Here is a 23,183-nt window from a genome sequence, read left to right on the forward strand (position 1 = left end):
CGTGCCCGCCTCGGACGGGAACGCCGACTCGATCATCACCTGGTAGCGGCGCATGTCCACGATGTGGTCGACGTGCTCGATGTCCACCGGGCACTGCTCCACGCAGGCCCCGCAGGTGGTGCACGACCACAGGACGTCCGGGTCGATGACCCCGTTCTCCTCCGCCGTCCCGATCAGCGGGCGCTCGGCCTCCGCCAGCGCCGCGGCGGGGACGCCTGCGAGCTGCTCCCCGGTGGCCTTCTCCTCGCCCTCCATGGACTTGCCGCCGCCGGCGAGCAGGTAGGGGGCCTTGGCGTGCGCGTGGTCGCGCAGCGACATGATCAGGAGCTTGGGGGAGAGCGGCTTGCCGGTGTTCCAGGCCGGGCACTGCGACTGGCAGCGCCCGCACTCCGTACAGGTGGAGAAGTCCAGCAGGCCCTTCCAGGAGAACTGCTCGACCTGGGAGACACCGAACACGTCGTCGTCACCGGGGTCGGTGAAGTCGATCGGCTTGCCGCCGGACGTCATCGGCAGCAGCGCGCCCAGGGACGTCTCACCGGTCGCGTTCCGCTTGAACCAGATGTTCGGGAACGCCAGGAAGCGGTGCCAGGCCACGCCCATGTCGGTCTTCAGGGCGACCGTGATCATCCAGATGAAGGAGGTCGCGATCTTCACGCCGGCGAAGAGGTATGTGAGGTTCTGGAGCGTCGAGACGTCCAGGTGCTCCAGGCCCGAGATCACCGGGTAGGAGATGAAGAAGGAGGCCTCGTAGCCGTCGACGTGGTGCTGGGCCCCTTCGAGGGCGTGCAGCATGAAGATGCAGACGCCGACGATGAGGATGACGGCCTCGACGAAGTACGCCTGGCCGAAGTTGGAGCCGGCGAAGCGGGACTTGCGCCCGGGCTTGTTCGGCTTGCTCAGCTGGCGGATCGCGATCAGGGCGAGGATGCCGAGGACCGTCATCGTGCCGATGAACTCGACGAAGACGTTGTACGGCGCCCATTCGCCGATGATCGGCAGCAGCCAGTCGGCCTGGAAGAGCTGGCCGACGGCGTTGACGATCGTCAGCAGCAGTGAGAAGAAGCCCACCGCAACGAACCAGTGTGCGACGCCGACGACACCCCAACGGTTCATCCGGGTGTGGCCGAGGAACTCCTTGGCCACGGTGACGGTGCGCTGGACGGGCTCGTCGGTGCGGGTGCCCGCGGGCACGTTCTGGCCGAGTCGCATGAAGGTGTAGATCTGCAGGACGGCGCGGGCGAACAACGCCACACCGACCACGATCAGAACCAGCGACACGATGATCGCGGCGAGTTGCATTTCAGGGCTCCTCGGGCCTGCGAGGGGTCAAGGCATAACCAAGAGCATGACCAAGAATATTACTAAGCGGTAACTTAATCGGTCCGACCGAGATTACCCTCATTCTCCGTCGCACTGTAGCCAGCCGTGCGGTGATCTATGTCGCTGAGGGTCGCCTTAAAAACCTGTGACGGTCCGATCGTGTTATTCGTACTGAATTGGTACATTTGCGTCTAATTTAGAACCGTGCTCTACGGGATTCTCGCCGCCACGACCGCCCTTCTCCTCGCCGCCCTCCTCGCCGCACTGCTCCGAGTGCCCGCACTGCGGGCCGGAGTCGTCGACCGCAGACGGCGGACGCGGCCGGTACCGCTGCTCGGGGGACTGGCCGTCGCGCTCGCCGTCGTGTCGGTGACCTGGGCGTGCGACCGGACCGGCGTCGCCCCGCTCGGCGACGGTGTCGGCGGGCTGCTCACCGCCGGGTCCGCGGTCGCCGCGCTCGGGCTCGTCGCCGACGTCTGGCGGCTGAAGACACGGTTCCTGCTCTTCGGTACGGCGGTGGCGGCGGCCTGTGTCGTGCCGTACGGCCAGATCGGGGTGTTCGGCGGGCTGCTGGCCGTGGTGTGGATCGTGGGGGTCGCCGCCGCCTTCAAGGGGCTCGATCACGCCGACGGGCTCGCGGGGACCGTGGGGGTGGTCACCGCCTTCGGGGTGGGGGCCTGCGCCGCGCTGGAAGTGATGGACGGGCTCGCGGTGTTGTCGAGTGTGCTGGCCGCCGCGCTCACCGGGTTCCTGATGCACAACTGGCATCCCGCGCGGATCGCGCTCGGCGCGTGCGGGTCGCTGTTCACGGGGTTCCTGCTCGCCTCGGCGGCCGTGCTCACCCAGGCCGGGCGCGGGTTCGCGGACGGTGCGGGGGTGTTGTTCGCGCTCACCGCCGTCGCGAGTGCCGATGCCGTACTGGTGCTGCTGTCGCGGCGGCTGGCCGGGCGGGCGCTGCTGCGGGGCGGGCCCGATCATCTCGCCCACCGGCTGCGGAAGTTGGGGCTCACTCCGCAGGGGGCGGTGGTGCTCGTGGGGGCCGGCGCGTTCTCCGGGGGGCTCGTCGGGGTGCTCGTGCACAACGGGTGGATGGGTGAATCCGCCGTCGTGTGGGTGGCCGGCGGGGCCCTGGTCGTCGTATTCGGACTGCTTAAAGTCTCTGTCTACGGGGGGCGGCGTGCGGTGTCTTCGCAGGTCAGGGCTCAGTTGCGTGTAAGGAACGGATAAGAGTTGAGTCGGGGTGACTCAGCTCTGTTGACCCAGCGGTGAGTGTCGTGCACACTTGAGCCTGTTCCACTCAAGTCATTGCTGGAGGAATCAACCATGGCACGTGCGGTCGGCATCGACCTGGGCACGACTAACTCCGTCGTCAGCGTTCTTGAAGGCGGCGAGCCCACCGTCATCACCAACGCAGAGGGCGCCAGGACCACGCCGTCCGTCGTCGCCTTCGCCAAGAACGGCGAGGTGCTCGTCGGCGAGGTGGCCAAGCGCCAGGCGGTCACGAACGTGGACCGGACCATCCGCTCCGTGAAGCGCCACATGGGCACGGACTGGAAGATCGAGCTGGACGGCAAGAGCTTCAACCCGCAGCAGATGAGCGCCTTCATCCTGCAGAAGCTGAAGCGCGACGCCGAGGCCTACCTGGGCGAGAAGGTGGCCGACGCGGTCATCACCGTCCCGGCCTACTTCAACGACTCCGAGCGCCAGGCGACGAAGGAGGCCGGCGAGATCGCGGGCCTGAACGTCCTGCGCATCGTGAACGAGCCGACGGCGGCCGCGCTGGCGTACGGCCTCGACAAGGACGACCAGACGATCCTCGTCTTCGACCTCGGTGGCGGCACCTTCGACGTGTCCCTCCTGGAGATCGGTGACGGCGTCGTCGAGGTGAAGGCCACGAACGGCGACAACCACCTCGGTGGTGACGACTGGGACCAGCGGGTCGTCGACTACCTGGTGAAGCAGTTCGCCGCCGGTCACGGCGTCGACCTGGGCAAGGACAAGATGGCCCTCCAGCGTCTCCGCGAGGCTGCCGAGAAGGCCAAGATCGAGCTGTCCAGCTCCACCGAGACCTCGATCAACCTGCCCTACATCACGGCGTCCGCCGAGGGCCCGCTGCACCTGGACGAGAAGCTCACCCGCGCCCAGTTCCAGCAGCTGACGGCCGACCTGCTGGAGCGCTGCAAGACGCCGTTCCACAACGTCATCAAGGACGCCGGCATCTCCATCAACGAGATCGACCACGTCGTCCTCGTCGGTGGCTCCACCCGGATGCCCGCCGTCGCGGAGATCGTGCGCGAGCTCACCGGCGGCAAGGACGCCAACAAGGGCGTCAACCCGGACGAGGTCGTCGCCATCGGCGCGTCCCTCCAGGCCGGTGTCCTCAAGGGTGAGGTCAAGGACGTCCTGCTCCTCGACGTGACCCCGCTGTCCCTCGGTATCGAGACCAAGGGAGGGATCATGACCAAGCTCATCGAGCGCAACACCACGATCCCGACCAAGCGGTCCGAGATCTTCACCACCGCCGAGGACAACCAGCCCTCCGTGCAGATCCAGGTCTACCAGGGCGAGCGCGAGATCGCGGCGTACAACAAGAAGCTCGGGATGTTCGAGCTGACCGGTCTGCCGCCGGCCCCGCGTGGTGTCCCGCAGATCGAGGTCTCCTTCGACATCGACGCCAACGGCATCATGCATGTCACGGCCAAGGACCTCGGCACCGGCAAGGAGCAGAAGATGACCGTCACCGGCGGCTCCTCGCTGCCGAAGGACGAGGTCGACCGCATGCGCCAGGAGGCCGAGCAGTACGCGGACGAGGACCACCGTCGCCGCGAGGCCGCCGAGTCCCGCAACCAGGGCGAGCAGCTCGTCTACCAGACGGAGAAGTTCCTCAAGGACAACGAGGACAAGGTCCCTGCCGACGTCAAGACCGAGGTCGAGGCCGCCGTCGAGGAGCTGAAGGCCGCGCTGAAGGGCGAGGACACCGCCGAGATCCGTACCGCCACCGAGAAGGTCGCCGCGGTCTCGCAGAAGGTCGGCCAGGCCATGTACGCCGACGCCCAGGCCACGCAGGCCGCGGGCGGCGACGCCCCCGGTGCCGAGGCTCCCCGGGCGGACGACGACGTGGTGGACGCCGAGATCGTGGACGACGAGCGCAAGGACGGTGCCGCGTGACGGAGGAGACCCCGGGCTTCGACGAGAAGCCCGACGTCCCCTCCGGCGCCACCCCCGACGACGCCGAGCCGCAGGCCGCCTCCCCCTCCAGCAGTGGGGAGGGGGCGGCCCCGGCAGGGGACGCAAGTGCTCAGATCGCCGGTCTGACGGCCCAGCTGGACCAGGTGCGCAAGGCGCTCGAGGAGCGCACCGCGGACCTCCAGCGGCTCCAGGCCGAGTTCCAGAACTACCGCCGCCGCGTCGAGCGCGACCGGATCGCGGTCAAGGAGATCGCCGTGGCGACCCTCCTGACCGAGCTGATGCCCACGCTCGACAACATCAACCGAGCGCGGGAACACGGCGAACTCGTCGGCGGTTTCAAGTCCGTGGCGGAGTCGCTGGAGACCGCCGCGGCGAAGATGGGACTGCAGCAGTTCGGCAAGGAGGGCGAGCCCTTCGACCCGACGATCCACGAGGCCCTGATGCACTCGTACGCGCCGGACGTCACGGAGACGACCTGCGTGGCGATCCTGCAGCCCGGGTATCGCATCGGTGAGCGCACCATCCGCCCCGCGCGGGTGGCCGTCGCCGAGCCGCAGCCCGGCGCCGTCAAGGCCGAGGACGAGTCCGAGGCCGGCGACGAGAAGAAGGACAACGGCCCTGAGGAGGGCTGACGCAGCGAGCGCACGAAAGGAGGGACGTCGAGGATGAGCACCAAGGACTTCATCGAGAAGGACTACTACAAGGTCCTCGGCGTCCCCAAGGACGCCACCGAGGCCGAGATCAAGAAGGCGTACCGGAAGCTCGCCCGCGAGTTCCACCCGGACGCCAACAAGGGCAACGCCAAGGCGGAGGAGCGCTTCAAGGAGATCTCCGAGGCCCACGACGTCCTCGGTGACCCCAAGAAGCGCAAGGAGTACGACGAGGCCCGCGCCCTGTTCGGCAACGGCGGCTTCCGCCCGGGACCGGGCGGCGCGGGCGGCGGCAACTTCAACTTCGACCTGGGCGACCTCTTCGGAGGCGGCGCCCAGGGCGGCGGTGCCGGAGGTGCCGGCGGCTTCGGCGGCGGCATCGGTGACGTCTTCGGGGGCCTGTTCAACCGCGGCGGCACGGGCACGACCCGTACGCAGCCCCGGCGCGGCCAGGACATCGAGTCCGAGGTCACGCTCAGCTTCACGGAGGCCATCGAAGGGGCCACGGTCCCGCTGCGGATGTCCTCGCAGCAGCCCTGCAAGGCCTGTTCGGGCACCGGCGACAAGAACGGCACACCGCGCGTGTGCCCGACCTGCGTCGGCACCGGCCAGGTCGCGCGCGGCTCCGGCGGCGGCTTCTCGCTCACGGACCCGTGCCCGGACTGCAAGGGCCGCGGCCTCATCGCCGAGCACCCCTGCATCGAGTGCAAGGGCAGCGGGCGCGCCAAGTCCTCGCGGACCATGCAGGTCCGGATCCCCGCGGGGGTCACCGACGGCCAGCGCATCCGGCTGCGCGGCAAGGGCGCTCCGGGTGAACGGGGCGGTCCCGCAGGGGACTTGTACGTCATGGTGCACGTCGACACGCACCCCGTGTTCGGCCGCAAGGAAGACAACCTCACGGTGACGGTCCCGGTGACGTTCGCCGAGGCGGCACTGGGCGGCGAGGTCAGGGTGCCCACCCTGGGCGGACCCCCGGTGACGCTGAAGCTGCCGCCGGGCACGCCCAACGGCCGCACCATGCGGGCCCGCGGCAAGGGCGCCTTCCGCAAGGACGGCACCCGGGGTGACCTCCTTGTGACCGTGGAGGTGAGTGTCCCGAAGGACGTCACGGGGAATGCTCGTGACGCCCTGGAGGCGTACAGAGAGGCGACCGCGGGCGAGGACCCGCGGGCGGAGCTGTTCCAGGCCGCGAAGGGAGCATGAGAGTGATGGACGGCCGTCGACGCAACCCGTACGAGCTGACCGAGGAGACCCCGGTCTACGTCATCTCGGTGGCGGCCCAGCTCTCCGGACTGCACCCGCAGACGCTGCGCCAGTACGACCGCCTCGGCCTGGTCTCCCCGGACCGCACGGCCGGGCGCGGTCGGCGCTACTCGGCCCGCGACATCGAACTGCTGCGCACCGTCCAGCAGTTGTCGCAGACCGAGGGCATCAACCTGGCCGGCATCAAGCGCATCATCGAGCTGGAGAACCAGGTCGTCGCGCTCCAGCAGCGCGTCGCCGAACTCCAGTCGGCGGTCGAGGGCGCGGCGGCGACGATGCAGCAGCGGGAGGCGGCGGTACACGCTTCGTACCGGCGCGACCTGGTGCCGTATCAGGAGGTCCAGCAGACGAGTGCGTTGGTGGTGTGGCGGCCGAAGCGGCCCAAGGACTGAACCGACAGACGAGAGGGGCCCGGAGGTCACTGACCTCCGGGCCCCTCTCGTTCGTGCCTACGCGGAGGTGCCGATCCGGAACACGTGGTCTCCGGCCGTCTCCGCCTCGGTGCCGTCCGTGTACACGGCGGTGACCTTGTAGAAGACGGTGGTGTCGGTGGGCGCGCCGGTGTCCGAGTAGCTGTGGCCGAACTCGACGGGAGTGTCGGTGAGCAGCGTGTAGGCACCGGTCGAGGTGTCCCAGCGGTAGACGTTGAAGCCGATCGCGGTGCCGTTCGGATCGCGCCGGGCGTCGTAGAGCACCCTGATGTCGGGGCCCTGGGCGATGTCCGTCGCGTCCACGTACAGGGCACCCGAGGCGGACTCGTCCGCGTAGGTCTCCGTCGGCACGATGTCGAGCTCCGTGACCTCGACGCCGGCGGCGGAACCGAGATCCAGGGTGTTGCCGTCGTGGTCGACGGCCACGACCACGTACCGCAGCTTCTCCCCGTCGGGCAGGCTCACGTCCCGGTTCTGGGACCAGATGCTGCCGAACGGGAGGGTGTCGGTGATGTCCGTGTACGTCCAGGCGCCGTCGACGTACACACCCCGGTGGATCCGGTAGTCGGCGAAGTCCTCGGCCGGGCTGTCGTCCCAGTCGAGCCGGACGCCGTACCCCTTCGGCGTCGCGGTCAGGCCGGTCACCGCGGCGGGGGCGGTGTAGTCGCCGACATGGTCGATGGTGACCGAGTTCGAGACGGGGCCGAAGTTGCCGTGCCGGTCCACGGCCCGGACCCAGTAGGTGTGCGTCGTGGAACGCTCGATCTCGGTGTCCGTGTAGGACTCTCCGGCGGTGTCGCCGCCGAGTCCGACGCCGTCCCGGTAGACGGAGAAGTACGCGATGTCGTCGTCCGCGTCCGTGCTCCAGGTCCAGTTCAGGGTGACGCCCCGCTCCCCGTCGACGGCCGTCACGTCGTCCGGGGCGTAGACCGGGGCGACGGTGTCGATGTCCTTCGACCAGTACTCGGCCGTGCCGGAGGGCGGTGACGCGTTGCCGTGGGTGTCGACGGCGGTGACGACGTAGTAGAAGGCCTCGCCGGTCGTGGGCAGGTCCTCGACCCAGGCGCTGTCGCGGATCGGCGTCGGGCCGCTCACCAGGTTCGCGGCGGTGAGGGCGACCGGGTACACCGTCGACCGGTACACCCGATAACCGGCCAGGTCGGACTCTGTGTTCGAGCCCCAGTACACGCGGGCCGTGGTGACGTCGCCGATGGCCCAGTTGTCCTCCACGCCGGTGGGCGCGGCGGGAGCCGTCGTGTCGACGGTGGTGACGCCCTGGTCGGCGCTGCCGGTCGACTCGCGGCCGGCCTTGTCGTAGGCGCGGACCTCGTAGTAGTAGGTGTCGCCCGTCTTCGGGAGCGCGCTACCGGTGTACGACGTGGCGGTGGTCGTCGCCAGCGGTCTGCTCCCGAAGGAGGCACCCTTGAGGCGCCGGTAGACGCGATACCCGGCGAGGTCCATCTCCTTGTTCTGCGACCAGGTGAGCTTGGCCTTGCCGGTGGTGGTGTCGTAGGTCACTGAGGCACCCGTCGGGGCCAGTGGCTTGACCTTGTCGACCGTGGCCGAAGTCCTGGGGGCGTAGGCGAACTTGACGCCGGCCTTGCCGGTCCAGTTGACGTAGTCGACGCGGAGGGTGTGTCTGCCCTTCGGAACGGTGACGTTGACGGTCTTCCTGACGGTCGACGTGACGTTCTTCCACACGTCGACCTTGCGGACGCCGTCCAGGTAGACCCGGACGCCGTCCTGCGCGGCCGCGGCGAAGGAGAAGGGGCCGCCGGAGCCGAAGTCGCGGGTCACGGACCAGCGGACGGCGAAGTTGTCCTTCGGGAGGCCGGTGGCGGGGGCGCCCGTCCAGGTCTGGTCGATCGCGTTGTCGCAGTCCGTCTTCTTCGGGGTGCCCCTGAACGTGGTGTTCGCGAAGAACTGCCGTTTGTAGTCCGGGGAGTTGCAGGTCGTGGCGGCCGAGGCGCCCGCGGTCGCGCCGGCGAGCAGGCCGCCCGCGACGGAGAAGGCGACGGCGGCTGCCGTCGCGTGTCGGGCTCGGTTCATGCGTCTCCCAGTCGGATCGGGTACGGCGACAGACGGCCGTCGACGATCACGACTCGCAAGGAACGGACTTGGTTGTGCTGATCTTTGCCCGTTCATGAACTCCCGTTGAGTGAAGGGTCCGTAAAGAGCGTTTGGATGGGATTCCGCAGCACCTCCACATACCAAACGGAACGTGCTGTTGCCATCTCGTTAAGTGGTTCCGCTTGACGCCGGTGGTCGCGGCCGCGTTGGCTTTTCAGTCACCTGGGTTGCAATGCTGCACCCTCGTCCGGACGGCACCAGAAGTGAGCACCCCAATGCGTCGTATCGCCATATCCGTGGCCGCGTCCTCGCTGGCCCTCCCGCTGGCCGCCTGCGGCGTGCTCAACTCCTCAGGGAGCAGCGCGGAGGAGACACCGGCGAAGGGCAACGACATCACGGTGGGCGTACTGATGCCCGAGAAGACGAACACGCGCTACGCCGAGTTCGACTACCCGATCATCAAGTCGACGGTCTCCGAACTGACCAGCGGCAAGGGCAAGAGCGAGTACGCCAACGCCGGCGGTGACGCCAAGGTCCAGGACGGCCAGATGCAGAAGATGATCGACAGCAAGGTCGACGTCATCCTGCTCGACGCCGTCGACTCGCACCTCATCCTGCCCATGGTGAAGAAGGCCAAGGCCGCGGGCATCCCGATCATCGCCTACGACCGTCTGGCCGAGGGGCCGATCGACGCGTACATCTCCTTCGACAACGAGCTGGTCGGCGAGGTGCAGGGGCGCTCCCTGGTGGAGGCGCTGGGCGGCAACGTCGACACCTCCGACAAGATCGTGATGATCAACGGCTCGCCGACCGACCCCAACGCCGGGCAGTTCAAGGCGGGCGCGCTCTCCGAGCTCCAGGGCAAGGTGACGATCTCCGAGAGCTACGACACGAAGGCGTGGAGCCCGGAGGTCGCCCAGGCGTCCATGACCAAGGCGATCGACAAGCTCGGCAAGGGCAACATCGCTGCGGTGTACTCCGCCAACGACGCGATGGCCGGCGGCGCCATCAAGGCCCTCCAGGCGGCGGGCGTGACCACGATGCCGCCGATCACCGGCCAGGACGCCGAGCTCACCGCCGTGCAGCGGATCCTCACCGGCGAGCAGTACATGAGCGTCTACAAGCCCTACCCCGACGAGGCCGAGGCCGCCGCCAAGGCCGCGGTGTCCCTGATCCAGGGCCACGACATCGAGTTCGACTCCCTCACCCGCGACACGGTCGACAGCCCCACGAACAAGAAGATCCCGGCCCAGCTGGTGTCCGTGGTCGCGCTGACGAAGGACAACATCAAGTCGACGGTGGTCGCGGACGGGATCTACAAGATCTCCGACATCTGCACGGCCAAGTTCAAGTCGGCGTGCGCGGCGAACGGGCTGAAGTGACCCGTTCGCCCCGCAGGGGAGTTCACGCCACCCGCGTGAACTCCACCGTCACCTCCGGCGGCCCGCCGGCCACCCCCCGGTAGATCCCCTTGTGCGGAGTCACGTCGTCGTAGTCCCGCCCCCGTCCGACCACCACATGGGACTCGTCGGGACGGGTCCGGTTGGTCGGGTCGTAGCCGGACCAGTCGCCGGCCCAGTACTCCACCCAGGCGTGGCTCTGGCCGGCCACCGGGCGGTGGAGTTCCGCCTCCCGCTCGGGGTGGAGGTAGCCGGAGACGTAGCGCGTGGGCAGGCCCAGGCTCCGTAGCAGGGCGATGGTGACGTGGGCTATGTCCTGGCAGACTCCGGCGCCCTGTTCCCAGGCCTCGGCGGCGGAGGTGTTCACTCCGGTGACACCGGGGAGGTACGCCACCCGGTCGGCGACGAGCGCGGAGACGGCGACAGCGGTCTCGTGCGGATCGAGTCCTACGGCGGCCTTGCGCGCCTTCTTCAGCAGCTTGGGCGGGACCGTCGTACGGACCGTGGGGCCGATGAACTCCAACAGGCGGGAGTTCGTGGTGTGTTCGGTGATCTCCTGCCAGGTGGGGGAGGGGCCGAGCAGCTCCGGCGGGGACGTCTCGACCAGGCTCGACGCGGTGATCGTCAGGTCCGCGTGCGGGTCCATCAGGTCGAAGCCGGTGACCTGGGTGCCCCAGTAGTCCCAGTACGACCAGGTGGGGGTGGTGGGGTTCACGGTCACGCGCGCGTCCAGTGTCGTCTGGCCGGGGAGCGTGAGCGGGGTCATCCGCACCTCGTTGTGGGAGGACACCGCCGCCTGGGCGTACGACACGCGCGTGGTGTGGCGGATGCGAAGCCTACGGGTCATCTCAGGCTCCTTCCTGGGCCCACTCGACGGGCCCCTGGTACGGGAAGAACAACTCCGCGACCGCCTCCGCCGAGTCCATGCAGGCGTGCTGCAAGTCCTTGAGGAGGGCGGGGAGTTGTTCTTCCAAGGCGTGCGAGTCCAGGTATTCGAGGCGGGTGCGGAGCCGGCCGACGGGACGGCGCGCGGGGTCCTGGCGCTGGCGGCCCAGCGCCGTGAGGCACTCCTCGGCCGTCGTCAGCGCGTGCAGCGCCGAACGCGGGAAGTCCCGGTCCAGGAGCAGGAATTCGGCCACCCGCGGGGTGTCGCCGAAACCGCCGTACACCCGCGCGTACGCCTCGTCGGCGCCCGAGGCGCTCAGCAGTGTCGTCCAGTCGGGTGCGTGCGCAGCGTCCAACACCCGTACCGACAGCAGTCGTACGGTCATGTCCACCCGCTCCAGGCTGCGGCCGAGGACGACGAAACGCCAGCTGTCGTCGCGGCTCATCGTGGAGTCGGCGAGGCCGAAGAACAACGCGGCGCGTCTGCGCACGAGTTCGAGATAGGCGTAGGGGCCCGTACGGCGGGCCGCGAGGCGTTGGTCGGCCAGGGCGTGCCAGGTGGAGTTGAGGCACTCCCACATCTCCGAGGAGACGGCCTCCCGGGCGCTGCGGGCGTTGAGGCGGGCGGCGCCGAGCGCGCCCTCGATGGAGCAGGTGGAGCGGGCGTCGAACGCGAGCTGGTCCAACACCTGCTGCATGTCCACGCGTTGGCCGCCCGCGTCGACCCCGAGGATCGCGTACAGGGACCGGCAGGCCGCGTCCTCGTCGCGCCAGGGATCCTCCAGCATGCGGTGGAGGTAGGCGTCGAGGATGCGCCCGGTGGCGTCCGCGCGCTCGACGTAACGGCCGGTCCACGTCAGGGCCTCGGCTATCCGGGAGAGGATCACGTCGTTCACTGCTGCGCCCCTTCCTGTACGACCGCGGGGTTGCCGTCGGGGCCGAGCTGGCGGGGTGCCACCTCGGGCAGTTCGCCGTCCGGGGTGACCGGTTCGGGGTGTTCGGCCGGGCCCTCCGCGAGCACCCAGGTGTCCTTGGAGCCGCCGCCCTGGCTGGAGTTGACGATCAGGTTGCCCTCCTGGAGGGCGACCCGGGTGAGGCCGCCGGGCAGCACCCAGACGTCGGTGCCGTCGTTGACGGCGAAGGGCCGTAGGTCGATGTGGCGGGGTGCCATGCGTTCACCCGCGAGGGTGGGGGAGGTGGACAGCGCGACGGGGCGCTGGGCGATCCAGCCGCGCGGGTCGGCGGCGACGGCTTTGCGAGTGCGTTCGAGGGTCTTCGCGTCCGCCTTGGGGCCGATGACGATGCCCTGCCCGCCCGCGCCGTCCACCGGCTTGATGACCAGGCGGTCGATCTGGTCGAGGACCGCCTCCAACTGGCCCGGCTCGTCGGGGCGGTACGACTCCACGTTGGGAAGAATCGGTTCCTCTGAGAGGTAGTAGCGGATGAGGTCGGGGACGTAGGTGTAGAGGAGCTTGTCGTCCGCGATGCCGTTGCCGACCGCGTTCGCGAGTGTGACGTTCCCGGCCTGCGCGGCGTTCATGATGCCCGGGCAGCCGATCACCGAGTCGGGGCGGAAGTGCAGCGGGTCGAGGAAGTCGTCGTCGAGCCGCCGGTATACGACATGGACGGGCACCTCGCCGCGGGTGGTGCGCATCCACACCCGGTTGTTGCGGCACGTCAGGTCGTGCCCCACCACCAGCTGCACGCCCATCAGCCGCGCGAGCAGGGCGTGTTCGAAGTAGGCGGCGTTCCCCGGCCCCGGGGTGAGGACCACGACCCGGGGGTCCTGTGTCCCGGCGGGCGCGGCGGCGCGCAGCGCGGCCAGCAGCCGCCCCGCGTACCCGTCGACGGGGACCACGTGCTGCTCGGCGAAGAGGGACGGGAAGATCCGCGTCATGGCCCGGCGGTTCTCGATGACGTACGACACCCCGCTGGGGACCCGCACGTTGTCCTCCAGCACCCGCAGGTCCCCGGCCTCGTCCCGGACGAGGTCGATGCCGGCGACATGGATGCGGACCCCGCCCGGTGGTTCGACGCCCTGCGCGGACCGATGGAAATGAGCCGAGTTGAGGAGCAGCCGCCAGGGCACGACCCCGTCCTCGAAGGCGCGGCAGTGGGAGTAGGCGTCGGAGAGGTAGGCCTCGAGTGCCCTGACCCGCTGGGCCACTCCGCGCTGGATGAGATCCCACTCCATCGCGTCGATGATCCGCGGCACCAGGTCCAGTGGCCAGGGCCGTTCCTCGCCGGCGAAGGCGTAGGTCACGCCGCGGTCGGTGAACGCGCGGGCCATCTGGTCCGCGCGGAAGCGCAGTTCACTCGGCTCGATCGGCTGGAGTGCCGCCAGTACCGGCTCGTAGGCGGTTCTGACCTCACCCGGCCGCACAAACATCTCGTCCCACGCATCGGCCAATGCGTATGCGTCAAATATGTCCGCCATGAGGGGACGTTAAGTGCGCTACGTAACACGGCGATCTCTGAGTGATTTCCGGCAGCTCACGCGGAAAGTGATACGACGAGGGACTCGGTGTTACTGGCCGGACACCCCCCAGCTTGTTGCAAGGTGAGGCTCGGAGGCCGGTAGATAGCGGGCGATATCGGAGGTTTTCGGGGGCTGTTCGAGCGGAAGCCGTGTTGCGGAGCAGGTCCCGTCCGCGCATAGTTGCGCTGCAAAGAGCCGGGAACCGGGGGTGGGATGGGCGATGGCCGGGCACGGGACGGACGAGCATCCACACGGTGCTGACCGACTCTGCGACGCCGGGGAGCGCGTGTACTCCCGGGCCGTACGACGGGGCCGGGTGCCGCGCACGGACGCCGAACCGGTGCCGTGCCTGCTGGAGTTGGCCCTCCTCCACCCCGACCCCGACGACATGGCCTGGCTGGTGCCGACCTCCCCGCAGGAGGTCATGACCCGGCTGCTGCGCGGGGTCTACGACGAGGTCAGCGAGAGCCACCGCCGGGTGGGTTCGGCGGTCGAGGCCTTCGAGCGGTACGCCGGTCTGGGCCGCCGGGTGCAGGCGTCCGCGGCGGCGCCGGGCTCCCTGGAGGGCGCCGCGATCCGCGTCCTGGACGGCCTCTCGCGGATCCAGGCGGCGATGGACGACGCGACGGAGGCCTGCACGGGCGAGGTCCTCACCGTCCAGCCCGGCGGCATCCGCCGGGAGCCGGAGCTCACGGAGGGCCTGCACCGGGCGGTGGCGCTGCGCTCGCGCGGGGTCCGGATGCGCGACCTGTACACCCATGTCGCCCGGCACGGCCAAGGCCTCCTGAACTACCTGGAGTTGATGGGCGACGCGGTCGAGGCGCGGACCCTGGACGAGGTCGTCGACCGGCTGATCCTCTTCGACCGCACGGTCGCCTTCATCCCCGCCAACGCCGACCACACGATGGCCCTGGAGCTGCGCCACCCGGCGCTGATCGACTACTTCGTCACGGTCTTCGACCGGCTGTGGCGCCTGGCGATCCCGGTCGCGGCCCCCCTGCCGGACACCGGCATCGAGGGCATCTCCAACCGTGAGCAGTCCATCGCCGCCCTCCTCGCGGACGGCCACCAGGACGCGGTGATCGCGGAACGGCTGGGGATCAGCGTGCGGACCTGCCGCGCCCATATCGCGCGCCTGTCGGAGACGCTGGGCGCGGCCAGCCGTACCCAACTCGGCGTGCGGATCGCCCAGGCGGGCCTGGACGGCACCGCGTCACGGCTGCCGGACGTCCCCGTACAGCTCACGCCGGTGGATCAAGAATCCCCGACTGCCCGATGAGATAGCCGAGTTGGGCCCGGCTCTCGCTGCCGAGGGTGGCGGCGAGCTTGGCGATGTGGACGCGGGCGGTGCGGATGTTCATGCCGAGGCGGTCGGCGATGACGGCGTCGGTGTGGCCGTCGACGAGCAGGCTCGCTATGGCTCGTTGACGGGGGGTGATGCCGTTGAGGGAGGGCTGCTGGACCGCTTCGGGGTACATGGGGGTGGCGAGGTGCCAGAGGCGGTCGAAGACCGTGATGAACCAGTCGATCAGCGAGGGGTGGCGGACCTCCAGGGCGAGACTGCGGTCCCGGCTGGCGGGGATGAACGCCACCTGCCGGTCGATGACGATGAGCCGCTCGGTGACCTCGTCCAGGGTGCGGGCCTCGGCGTCGCCCCGCAGTTGTTCGTAGCGGGCCAGGGCGAGAGGTCTGTGGCGCTGGGTGTGCTGGTACAGGGTGCGGATGCGACCGCCGCGGTCGAGGAAGGCCTGGTCGCGGACGAGGGCGACGGCCTGTGCCTCCGGGCCGCGCGGGCCTACGTGCGGCTGGATGGCGAGGAGTTCGCCCGTGGCGTCCGCCATGGCCTCGGTGATGGCCTGGTTGATGCGCTCCCTGTCACCGAGGACGGTGAGCGTCGGGTTCACCGTGGCCGCCGCGTGGGAGCCGTCGAGCTGTATCAGCGGCGCGAAGGCGGACTCCAGGCGCTCCTCACGGCGCCGCTCGTCCGCGATGCGCTCCGCGGACCGCCGTAGCAGGCGGTGGAGTACGGAGGCGGGGGCGACGGGCCGCAGCCAGCCGGGGTCGGCCCCGATCTCGGGCTGCAGCAGGCCGAGGCCGACCAGACACGGTGCCTCGTCGGTGTCGTCCGCACGCACCCGCCCGGCGCGCAGGGCTCGGACATACAGGCTCTGACCTGCCTCGCACAGCTCGTCCGCGCCGTGCGTGTGCGCCTCGGTCACGGTGTGCCGTCTCCTCCCCGCGGCGGGTGGTCCTTGTTCAGGATCCCCGACTGGGCTATGAGGAAGCCGAGCTGGGCCCGGCTGCCGCTGCCCAGGGCTGTCGCCAGTTTGGCGATGTGGGCGCGGCAGGTGCGCACGTTCATGCCCAGCCTGCGGGCGATGGCCTCGTCGACATGGCCCTCGACGAGGAGTTTGGCGATGGAGTGCTGGATGTCGGTGATGCCGTCGGGGGCGGTCTCGTACGGGGCGCCGGTGCTCAGTGGGACCGCGCGGGCCCACATGAACTCGAAGACCTTGACCAGATAGCTGACGAGTCCGGGGTGGCGAAGTTCCAGGGCGACCTTCTGGTCGTCGCGGGCGGGGATGAAGGCGACGGTCTCGTCGCAGATGATGAGCCGCTCGACCAGCTCGTCGATCGTGCGGTACTCGACCTTGCCGTTGGCGAACTGGTCCGTGTAGGCCAGCTTCTCCGGGCTGTAGCGGGCCGTGTGCTGGTACAGGGTCCGGATGCTCACACCACGTTCGACGAGCGGCCTGTCGCGCTCCAGCCCCTGAACGAGGCTGCGCTCGGGGCGGTGGCCGCTCGGCTGGACCGTGAGCATCTCGTGCTGGCACTGGGCCGTGGCCAGGTCGAGGGCCGCGTTGATGCGGTCGTTGCCCTCCAGCACCGTGATCGAGTGGGTGCTCGTCGTGGTCTGGGCGGTGAGGGCCATGAACGGCTCGAAAGCGTCGGCCAACTCGATCGACAGCCGCCGGCGCTCGGTGATCTCGTGCTCGATGGGGTTGAGCCGCTGGGCCAGGGCAACCGATGGAGGAACCGGACGCAGCCAGTTCGCGTCGTCAGGGTCGGGATGAAGAAGGGCGAATTCCATCAGGCACGGAGCGGGTTCCACGTCCGCGCGGGCTATTCGTCCCGTGCGTAGGGCATTCGCGTACAGGCGCCCGCCCTCCTCACACAGTTTCGCCACCGTGTGGGGATGTGTCGCCCTTGTCTCTTTTGTTCCCAAATCTCCACCCCCCAGGGTCCTGAACGTGCAGGAACATGATGCATCGATTATGTGGCCATGAAGTGCCCGAATGAGCCATCGTCGTACTCGACGGGGGAAGAGGGACCTTCAAGTGAGGATGAAGCCGACTATGCGTAACAGAATGCTTCACTCGGTGCTTGTCGCCGCCTTCTCCGCCGTCGTGGCCTTCGGAGCGTTCGGTGGAGTCTCCGGCGAGAAGAGTGACACTCGGGCGGACAGCGTCTGGCCGGCGGCTGCTCAGACCGTTGTTGTCGCCGGTGACAGCGTCTGGCCGGTGGCTTCTGCTCACGCAGACGACAGCGTTTGGGCTTGACGTGACGACACCTCCCGACGACCGCAGCTTCCGCCGAGAGATGGCCACGGCCTATCGCTCGGGCTGGCACTTCATCGACCTGGCCACCGCCATCCCCCACAGCGGTGACTCGCTCATGGTGACCGTGTTCGGTGAGCCGGTCGTGGTGACGCGGGACGAGGACGAGGACGTACGGGCGTACCGGTGTCTGCGACGGCCCCGGGGGGCGCCGCAGCCAGTGCGATGCGCCATCCGGTACGGAATGATCTTTGTGAATCTTGACCAACGAGACCACCGGCTGGTGGAGACGGATGCCCCCGACATCCAGACCATCTCAGCCACCCCCCGCAGTGCCTGACGCGATTCCCCCGTCGTAACAAGATCGCTCAGGTGCTTCCCCCCGCAGCGGCGTCACCGTGACCTGAACACGGTGACGCCGCTGCAGTTTGTACGGAATGTTCGGGTATGGGCCTGGCCCGAGTGGCCGGAAGCGGTCGCCCCGCCGCCTTGCCTCCCGCCCGCTCACCGCTTCCCCATCGCCCGCGTCAGCTGGATCTCGATCACCACCCGGGACGGGTTCGGCGACGGGGTGCGCCCGTACCGCTCGGCGTACCGGCGCTCCGCCTCCGCGACCCGGTCGGGTTCCGCGCGGACGAAGGCCCGGCCCTCCAGCGTCGCCCAGTGCCGCCCGTCCACCTGGCAGACGGCGACCCGGGCCCCGAGGGGTCCGGCGGCCAGCACGTTCAGCACCTTCCTGCTCGCCTTGTTCGCGATGACCCGAGCCAGACGCGCCTCGGGGTCGTATGTCACTCCGACGGGAACGACATGCGGGCTGCCGTCGGGGCGCGGAGTCGTGAGGGTGCACAGATGCCGTTCCTGCCAGAAGGTGAGGTACGACGGGTCGGGATCGCCCGGGTCCACCGGATGTACGGCCATGGTCCCGGAACTTAGTCCCTCGATCCGCCCCGCCACCGCCTTGAGTGGAATAGACTCAACTTTGTGCACGTTGACCGAGTCAGTCCGTGTACGAAGGTCGTAGGAGGAGGAGCACCGGAACGTGGACGCCGAGCTGACCAACAGGAGCCGGGACGCGATCAACGCGGCCAGCAAACGAGCCGTGACCGGGGGGCACGCCGACCTGACCCCGGCCCACCTGCTTCTCTCGCTGCTCGCGGGGGAGGACAACGAGAACATCACCGACCTGCTGGCCGCCGTCGACGCCGACCAGGCCGCCGTACGGTCCGGGGCCGAGCGGGTGCTCGCCGCGCTGCCCAGCGTGACCGGGTCGACCGTCGCGCCCCCGCAGCCCAACCGTGAGCTGCTGGCCGTGATCGCGGACGCGGGTGAGCGCGCGAAGGAGCTCGGCGACGACTACCTCTCGACCGAGCACCTGCTGATCGGGATCGCCGCCAAGGGCGGCGCGGCCGGGGACGTACTCTCCCAGCAGGGGGCCGGCGCGAAGAAGCTGCTGGACGCGTTCCAGAAGAGCAGGGGAGGGCGCCGGGTGACCACACCCGACCCCGAGGGGCAGTACAAGGCGCTGGAGAAGTTCGGTACGGACTTCACGGCCGCCGCGCGCGAGGGCAAGCTCGACCCGGTCATCGGGCGGGACCAGGAGATCCGGCGGGTCGTCCAGGTGCTGTCCCGCCGCACGAAGAACAACCCCGTCCTCATCGGCGAGCCCGGCGTCGGCAAGACCGCCGTCGTCGAGGGGCTGGCGCAGCGGATCGTGAAGGGGGACGTGCCGGAGTCCCTCAAGAACAAGCGGCTGGTGTCGCTGGACCTCGGTGCGATGGTCGCGGGTGCGAAGTACCGCGGCGAGTTCGAGGAGCGGCTCAAGACCGTCCTGGCCGAGATCAAGGACTCCGACGGCCAGGTCATCACCTTCATCGACGAGCTGCACACCGTCGTGGGCGCGGGCGCCGGCGGCGACTCCTCGATGGACGCCGGCAACATGCTGAAGCCGATGCTCGCCCGCGGCGAGCTGCGCATGGTCGGCGCGACGACCCTGGACGAGTACCGCGAGCGCATCGAGAAGGACCCGGCGCTGGAGCGCCGCTTCCAGCAGGTGCTGGTCGCGGAGCCGAGCGTCGAGGACACGATCGCGATCCTGCGCGGCCTGAAGGGACGCTACGAGGCGCACCACAAGGTCGTCATCGCGGACAGCGCGCTGGTCGCGGCGGCCACCCTCTCCGACCGCTACATCACCTCCCGCTTCCTCCCCGACAAGGCGATCGACCTCGTCGACGAGGCGGCCTCCCGGTTGCGGATGGAAATCGACTCCTCCCCGGTCGAGATCGACGAACTCCAGCGCTCCGTCGACCGGTTGAAGATGGAGGAGCTGGCCCTCGACAAGGAGACGGACGCCGCCTCCATCGAGCGGCTGGAGAAGCTGCGCCGCGACCTCGCCGACCGCGAGGAGGAGCTGCGCGGCCTCAACGCCCGCTGGGAGAAGGAGAAGCAGTCCCTCAACCGCGTCGGCGAACTGAAGGAGAAGCTCGACGAACTGCGCGGCCAGGCCGAACGGGCCCAGCGCGACGGCGACTTCGACACCGCCTCCAAGCTCCTCTACGGCGAGATCCCCTCCCTGGAGCGGGACTTGGCGGAGGCCTCGCAGGCGGAGGAGGCGGCCTCCAAGGACACGATGGTCAAGGAGGAGGTCGGCCCCGACGACATCGCGGACGTCGTCGGCTCCTGGACCGGCATCCCCGCGGGCCGCCTCCTGGAGGGCGAGACCCAGAAACTCCTGCGCATGGAGGAGGAGTTGGGCCGCCGCCTCATCGGCCAGCGAGAGGCCGTACAGGCCGTCTCCGACGCGGTACGGCGCACCCGCGCGGGCATCGCGGACCCCGACCGCCCCACCGGCTCCTTCCTCTTCCTGGGCCCGACGGGCGTCGGCAAGACCGAACTGGCAAAGGCGCTCGCGGACTTCCTCTTCGACGACGAACGCGCCATGGTCCGCATCGACATGTCGGAGTACGGCGAGAAGCACAGCGTGGCCCGGCTGGTCGGCGCGCCTCCCGGCTACGTCGGCTACGAGGAGGGCGGTCAGCTCACGGAGGCGGTGCGCAGGCGTCCGTACTCGGTGATCCTGCTGGACGAGGTGGAGAAGGCGCACCCGGAGGTCTTCGACGTCCTGCTCCAGGTGCTGGACGACGGGCGGTTGACGGACGGTCAGGGCCGCACGGTCGACTTCCGCAACACGATCCTGATCCTCACGTCCAACCTGGGCAGCAACTTCCTGATCGACCCGAGCACCGGTGAGGACGAGAAGAAGGCACAGGTTCTGCAGGTGGTGAGGGCCTCCTTCAAGCCGGAGTTCCTCAACCGGCTGGACGACATGGTGGTCTTCTCGGCGCTCAACCGGGAGGAGCTGGGCCGGATCGCCGCGCTCCAGATCGGCCGCCTGGCCAAGCGCCTCGCGGAACGCCGCCTCACCCTGGAGATCAGCGACGAGGCCCTGACCTGGCTCGCGGACAACGGCAACGACCCGGCGTACGGGGCGCGACCGCTGCGGCGGCTGGTGCAGACGGCGATCGGCGACCGCCTCGCCAAGGAGATCCTGGCGGGCGAGGTCAAGGACGGGGACACGGTACGGGTGGACGCGTTCGGGGACGGGCTGATCGTGGGCCCGGCGACGGGCAAGACGCTGTAGATGGCACCGTAGGGCCCTGGGCCGACCGGATCAGGTCAGCCCAGGGCGGACAGTCCCGGCAGGGGTTGCCACCCCCCTCCCCGGATGGGGGAGGATGGCGGAATCCGTACGAAGGGAAATACACGGTGAGCATCGACCCGTCCTCGATTCCGAACTTCGGGGGCCAGCCCGAACCGCAGCAAGGACCGGCGGGCCCCGTCGTCCCGGATCAGGACCTTGTGAAGCAGCTCCTCGAGCAGATGGAGCTGAAGTATGTCGTCGACGACGAGGGTGACCTCGCGGCGCCGTGGGAGCAGTTCCGTACGTACTTCATGTTCCGCGGTGAGGACGACCAGCTCGTCTTCTCGGTGCGGACCTTCTACGACCGTCCCCACGCGATCGACGCCAAGCCGCAGCTGCTGGAGTCCATCGACGACTGGAACCGCCGCACCCTGTGGCCCAAGGTCTACAGCCACACCCACGACGACGGCACCGTCCGTCTCATCGGTGAGGCGCAGATGCTGATCGGCACCGGCGTCGACCTGAACCACTTCGTCTCCTCGACGGTGAGCTGGGTGCGGGCCGCCATCGAGTTCGACCGCTGGCTGGTCGAGCAGCTCGGCCTCACCGAGGAGGTCGACGAGGCGGTCGAGAAGCCCGAGGACGAGGGCGACGAGGAGTAGACCACCTCGGTCCCTTTCGACCTGTGTGAACACGACGGCGCCCGTCCACAGCCTGTGGACGGGCGCCGTCGTCGTACCGCGTACCGCTCAGCCGGCCAGCTTCTTGAGGCGGCCGACCGCTTCCTCCAGCACGCTCACCTTCTTGCAGAACGCGAACCGTACGAAGGGCGCGCCCTCCTCCCGGTGGTCGTAGAAGACCGCGTTCGGGATGGCGACGACCCCGGCGCGTTCGGGGAGCGCGCGGCAGAAGGCGAAGCCGTCGGTCTCCCCCAGGGGGCGGATGTCGGTGGTGACGAAGTAGGTGCCGGCCGGGCGGAACACCTCGAAGCCCGCGTCCGCCAGGCCCGCCGCCAGGACGTCCCGCTTGGCCAGCATGTCCGCGCGGAAATCGTCGAAGTAGGAGTCGGGGAGGGCGAGCGCCTCCGCCACCGCGTACTGGAACGGGCCCGAGGCCACATACGTCAGGAACTGCTTCGCCGAGCGCACGGCCGTGACCAGGTCCGGGGTGCCCGTCACCCACCCGACCTTCCAGCCGGTGAACGAGAACGTCTTGCCGGCCGAACCGATCGAGACCGTGCGCCCCCGCATCCCCGGGAACGTCACGAGCGGAATGTGCTCGGCCGCGTCGAAGACCAGGTGCTCGTACACCTCGTCGGTGATCACCAACAGATCGCGTTCTACGGCGAGTTCGGCGATGGCGGCGAGTTCCTCGCGGGTGAGGACGGTACCGGTCGGGTTGTGCGGGGTGTTGATCAGGAGGAGGCGGGTGCGGTCGGTGACGGCGGCGCGCAGTTCGTCGAGGTCGAGACGGAAGCTGCCGTCGGCGGGGCGGAGCGTGACCGGTACGCGGGTGCCGCCCGCCATCGCGATGCAGGCGGCGTAGGAGTCGTAGTACGGCTCCAGGGCGATGACCTCGTCACCGGGTTCCACCAGGGCCAGCAGCGCCGCGGCGATGGCCTCCGTGGCGCCCGCCGTGACCAGGACCTCGGCGTCGGGGTCGTAGGAGAGGCCGTAGCGGCGCTCCTGGTGGGCGGCGATCGCGGTGCGGAGTTCCGGGACGCCCGGGCCCGGCGGGTACTGGTTGCCGCGTCCGTCGCGCAGGGCGCGGACCGCCGCCTCGCGGATCTCCTCGGGGCCGTCCGTGTCGGGGAAACCCTGGCCGAGGTTGATCGACCCGGTCTTCAGGGCCAGGGCGGACATCTCGGCGAAGATCGTCGTCCCGAACTCGGCGAGCCGGCGGTTGAGGAGGGGGCGTGCGGTGGAGGTCATGCCCGTCATCCTGCGCCCAAGCTCTGGACTTCCTCAACTCTGCTTTGGCACGTGAGACGGCCGGGCATCCCTGTGTCACGCACCACACGAGGCGCCCACGGGGGGCCGCTTCGGGGGAATCGGAAGGAGGGTGACGCCATGTTCTTCTTCGTCATCCTGGCGGTGATCGCGGTCGTCTTCGTCGCGGCGATCGCCCGCGCGGGGCGCAAGAGCAGGATCGGCAAGGGGTCGGGTCGTGGGGCCGGGCTCCGCGGCGGTGGAACGGCGGCCGGCACGAGCAGTTGGTGGGCCGGGGACGGGGGTTCGTCGTCCTCGGGCGGGGGGCACCACGGTGGCGGTCACCACTCCTGCGGCGGCGGGCACTCCTCCTG

20 protein-coding genes are annotated in these 23,183 nt (G+C 69.3%); 11 read left to right on the top strand and 9 right to left on the bottom strand.

Annotated elements, in window-relative coordinates; genetic code table 11:
* Nucleotides 1–1,299 (bottom strand): (Fe-S)-binding protein (locus tag JHN63_RS25270; RefSeq protein ID WP_200684507.1); only part of this gene is annotated, 1,299 nt, incomplete at its 3' end.
* Nucleotides 1,300–1,524: 225 nt separating this feature from the next.
* Here JHN63_RS25270 and JHN63_RS25275 point away from each other — a divergent pair.
* The 5 genes from JHN63_RS25275 to JHN63_RS25295 all read left to right on the top strand — a co-directional run bounded on the left by JHN63_RS25275 (nt 1,525) and on the right by JHN63_RS25295 (nt 6,814).
* Complete coding sequence (locus tag JHN63_RS25275; protein WP_200684509.1) at nt 1,525–2,547, top strand: MraY family glycosyltransferase; 1,023 nt, start codon at nt 1,525–1,527, stop codon at nt 2,545–2,547.
* A gap of 96 nt (nt 2,548–2,643) precedes the next feature.
* Nucleotides 2,644–4,488: a molecular chaperone DnaK gene (gene dnaK, locus JHN63_RS25280; RefSeq protein ID WP_200684517.1), complete on the top strand. Its 1,845-nt coding sequence runs from the start codon at nt 2,644–2,646 to the stop codon at nt 4,486–4,488.
* Nucleotides 4,485–5,141, top strand: coding sequence for a nucleotide exchange factor GrpE (gene grpE, locus JHN63_RS25285; RefSeq protein WP_200684519.1), 657 nt, complete (start codon nt 4,485–4,487; stop codon nt 5,139–5,141). Before dnaK ends, grpE begins: the two co-directional genes overlap by 4 nt.
* Nucleotides 5,142–5,174: 33 nt before the next feature.
* Entirely contained in the window at nt 5,175–6,362 is a 1,188-nt protein-coding gene (gene dnaJ / locus JHN63_RS25290; RefSeq protein WP_200684521.1) for a molecular chaperone DnaJ, read from the top strand.
* 5 nt (nt 6,363–6,367) lie between these two features.
* Nucleotides 6,368–6,814, top strand: a complete 447-nt coding sequence (locus tag JHN63_RS25295) for a heat shock protein transcriptional repressor HspR (RefSeq protein ID WP_200684523.1) — start codon at nt 6,368–6,370, stop codon at nt 6,812–6,814.
* A 57-nt stretch (nt 6,815–6,871) separates the two neighbouring features.
* Here JHN63_RS25295 and JHN63_RS25300 read toward each other — a convergent pair whose 3' ends face one another.
* Nucleotides 6,872–8,902: a PA14 domain-containing protein gene (locus tag JHN63_RS25300; RefSeq protein ID WP_200684525.1), complete on the bottom strand. Its 2,031-nt coding sequence runs from the start codon at nt 8,900–8,902 to the stop codon at nt 6,872–6,874.
* 296 nt (nt 8,903–9,198) lie between these two features.
* On the opposite strand from JHN63_RS25300, the gene JHN63_RS25305 reads away from it, so the two are divergent.
* Nucleotides 9,199–10,305 carry a substrate-binding domain-containing protein gene (locus tag JHN63_RS25305; RefSeq protein ID WP_200684568.1) on the top strand — a complete coding sequence of 369 codons (1,107 nt, stop codon included), beginning with the start codon at nt 9,199–9,201 and terminating at the stop codon, nt 10,303–10,305.
* 22 nt (nt 10,306–10,327) lie between these two features.
* Here JHN63_RS25305 and JHN63_RS25310 read toward each other — a convergent pair whose 3' ends face one another.
* From JHN63_RS25310 to JHN63_RS25320, 3 genes are read right to left on the bottom strand one after another with little or no spacing between them, the layout of a single operon-like run.
* On the bottom strand, nt 10,328–11,170 hold the full coding sequence (locus tag JHN63_RS25310) for a transglutaminase family protein (protein WP_200684527.1): 843 nt from the start codon (nt 11,168–11,170) through the stop codon (nt 10,328–10,330).
* A gap of 1 nt (nt 11,171) precedes the next feature.
* The gene (locus JHN63_RS25315) at nt 11,172–12,104 is read right to left on the bottom strand and encodes an alpha-E domain-containing protein (RefSeq protein ID WP_200684529.1); all 933 of its coding nucleotides are present in this window, start codon (nt 12,102–12,104) and stop codon (nt 11,172–11,174) included.
* Entirely contained in the window at nt 12,101–13,645 is a 1,545-nt protein-coding gene (locus JHN63_RS25320; RefSeq protein ID WP_200684531.1) for a circularly permuted type 2 ATP-grasp protein, read from the bottom strand. The genes JHN63_RS25315 and JHN63_RS25320 overlap by 4 nt, the downstream gene beginning before the upstream one ends.
* A 262-nt stretch (nt 13,646–13,907) precedes the next feature.
* On the opposite strand from JHN63_RS25320, the gene JHN63_RS25325 reads away from it, so the two are divergent.
* Nucleotides 13,908–14,966: a helix-turn-helix transcriptional regulator gene (locus JHN63_RS25325; protein ID WP_200684533.1), complete on the top strand. Its 1,059-nt coding sequence runs from the start codon at nt 13,908–13,910 to the stop codon at nt 14,964–14,966.
* Here JHN63_RS25325 and JHN63_RS25330 read toward each other — a convergent pair.
* Both JHN63_RS25330 and JHN63_RS25335 read right to left on the bottom strand, forming a co-directional pair.
* Nucleotides 14,929–15,906, bottom strand: a complete 978-nt coding sequence (locus tag JHN63_RS25330; protein ID WP_200684541.1) for a helix-turn-helix transcriptional regulator — start codon at nt 15,904–15,906, stop codon at nt 14,929–14,931. The genes JHN63_RS25325 and JHN63_RS25330 overlap by 38 nt on opposite strands.
* Nucleotides 15,903–16,778 (bottom strand): helix-turn-helix transcriptional regulator, encoded by an 876-nt coding sequence (locus tag JHN63_RS25335; RefSeq protein WP_234477661.1) that lies wholly within the window; start codon nt 16,776–16,778, stop codon nt 15,903–15,905. The genes JHN63_RS25330 and JHN63_RS25335 overlap by 4 nt, the downstream gene beginning before the upstream one ends.
* Before the next feature lie 509 nt (nt 16,779–17,287).
* Between JHN63_RS25335 and JHN63_RS25340 the strand changes: the two genes are divergently transcribed.
* On the top strand, nt 17,288–17,584 hold the full coding sequence (locus tag JHN63_RS25340; RefSeq protein ID WP_052347132.1) for a (2Fe-2S)-binding protein: 297 nt from the start codon (nt 17,288–17,290) through the stop codon (nt 17,582–17,584).
* A gap of 164 nt (nt 17,585–17,748) precedes the next feature.
* On the opposite strand, the gene JHN63_RS25345 is transcribed toward JHN63_RS25340, so the two are convergent.
* A complete protein-coding gene (locus tag JHN63_RS25345) occupies nt 17,749–18,162 on the bottom strand; it encodes a pyridoxamine 5'-phosphate oxidase family protein (protein ID WP_200684551.1) in 414 nt (137 codons plus the stop codon).
* 121 nt (nt 18,163–18,283) lie between these two features.
* On the opposite strand from JHN63_RS25345, the gene clpB reads away from it, so the two are divergent.
* Together clpB and JHN63_RS25355 are read left to right on the top strand one after the other, a co-directional pair.
* Nucleotides 18,284–20,881, top strand: coding sequence for an ATP-dependent chaperone ClpB (gene clpB / locus JHN63_RS25350; RefSeq protein ID WP_200684560.1), 2,598 nt, complete (start codon nt 18,284–18,286; stop codon nt 20,879–20,881).
* Between the two features lie 125 nt (nt 20,882–21,006).
* The gene (locus JHN63_RS25355) at nt 21,007–21,543 is read left to right on the top strand and encodes a YbjN domain-containing protein (RefSeq protein ID WP_200684562.1); all 537 of its coding nucleotides are present in this window, start codon (nt 21,007–21,009) and stop codon (nt 21,541–21,543) included.
* Nucleotides 21,544–21,630: 87 nt separating this feature from the next.
* On the opposite strand, the gene JHN63_RS25360 is transcribed toward JHN63_RS25355, so the two are convergent.
* A complete protein-coding gene (locus tag JHN63_RS25360) occupies nt 21,631–22,821 on the bottom strand; it encodes a pyridoxal phosphate-dependent aminotransferase (protein ID WP_200684564.1) in 1,191 nt (396 codons plus the stop codon).
* A gap of 129 nt (nt 22,822–22,950) precedes the next feature.
* On the opposite strand from JHN63_RS25360, the gene JHN63_RS25365 reads away from it, so the two are divergent.
* Nucleotides 22,951–23,183 (top strand): hypothetical protein (locus JHN63_RS25365; protein ID WP_200684566.1); only part of this gene is annotated, 233 nt, incomplete at its 3' end.

The sequence above is a fragment of the Streptomyces sp. MBT65 genome (genome assembly GCF_016612545.1).
Classification (GTDB): domain Bacteria; phylum Actinomycetota; class Actinomycetes; order Streptomycetales; family Streptomycetaceae; genus Streptomyces.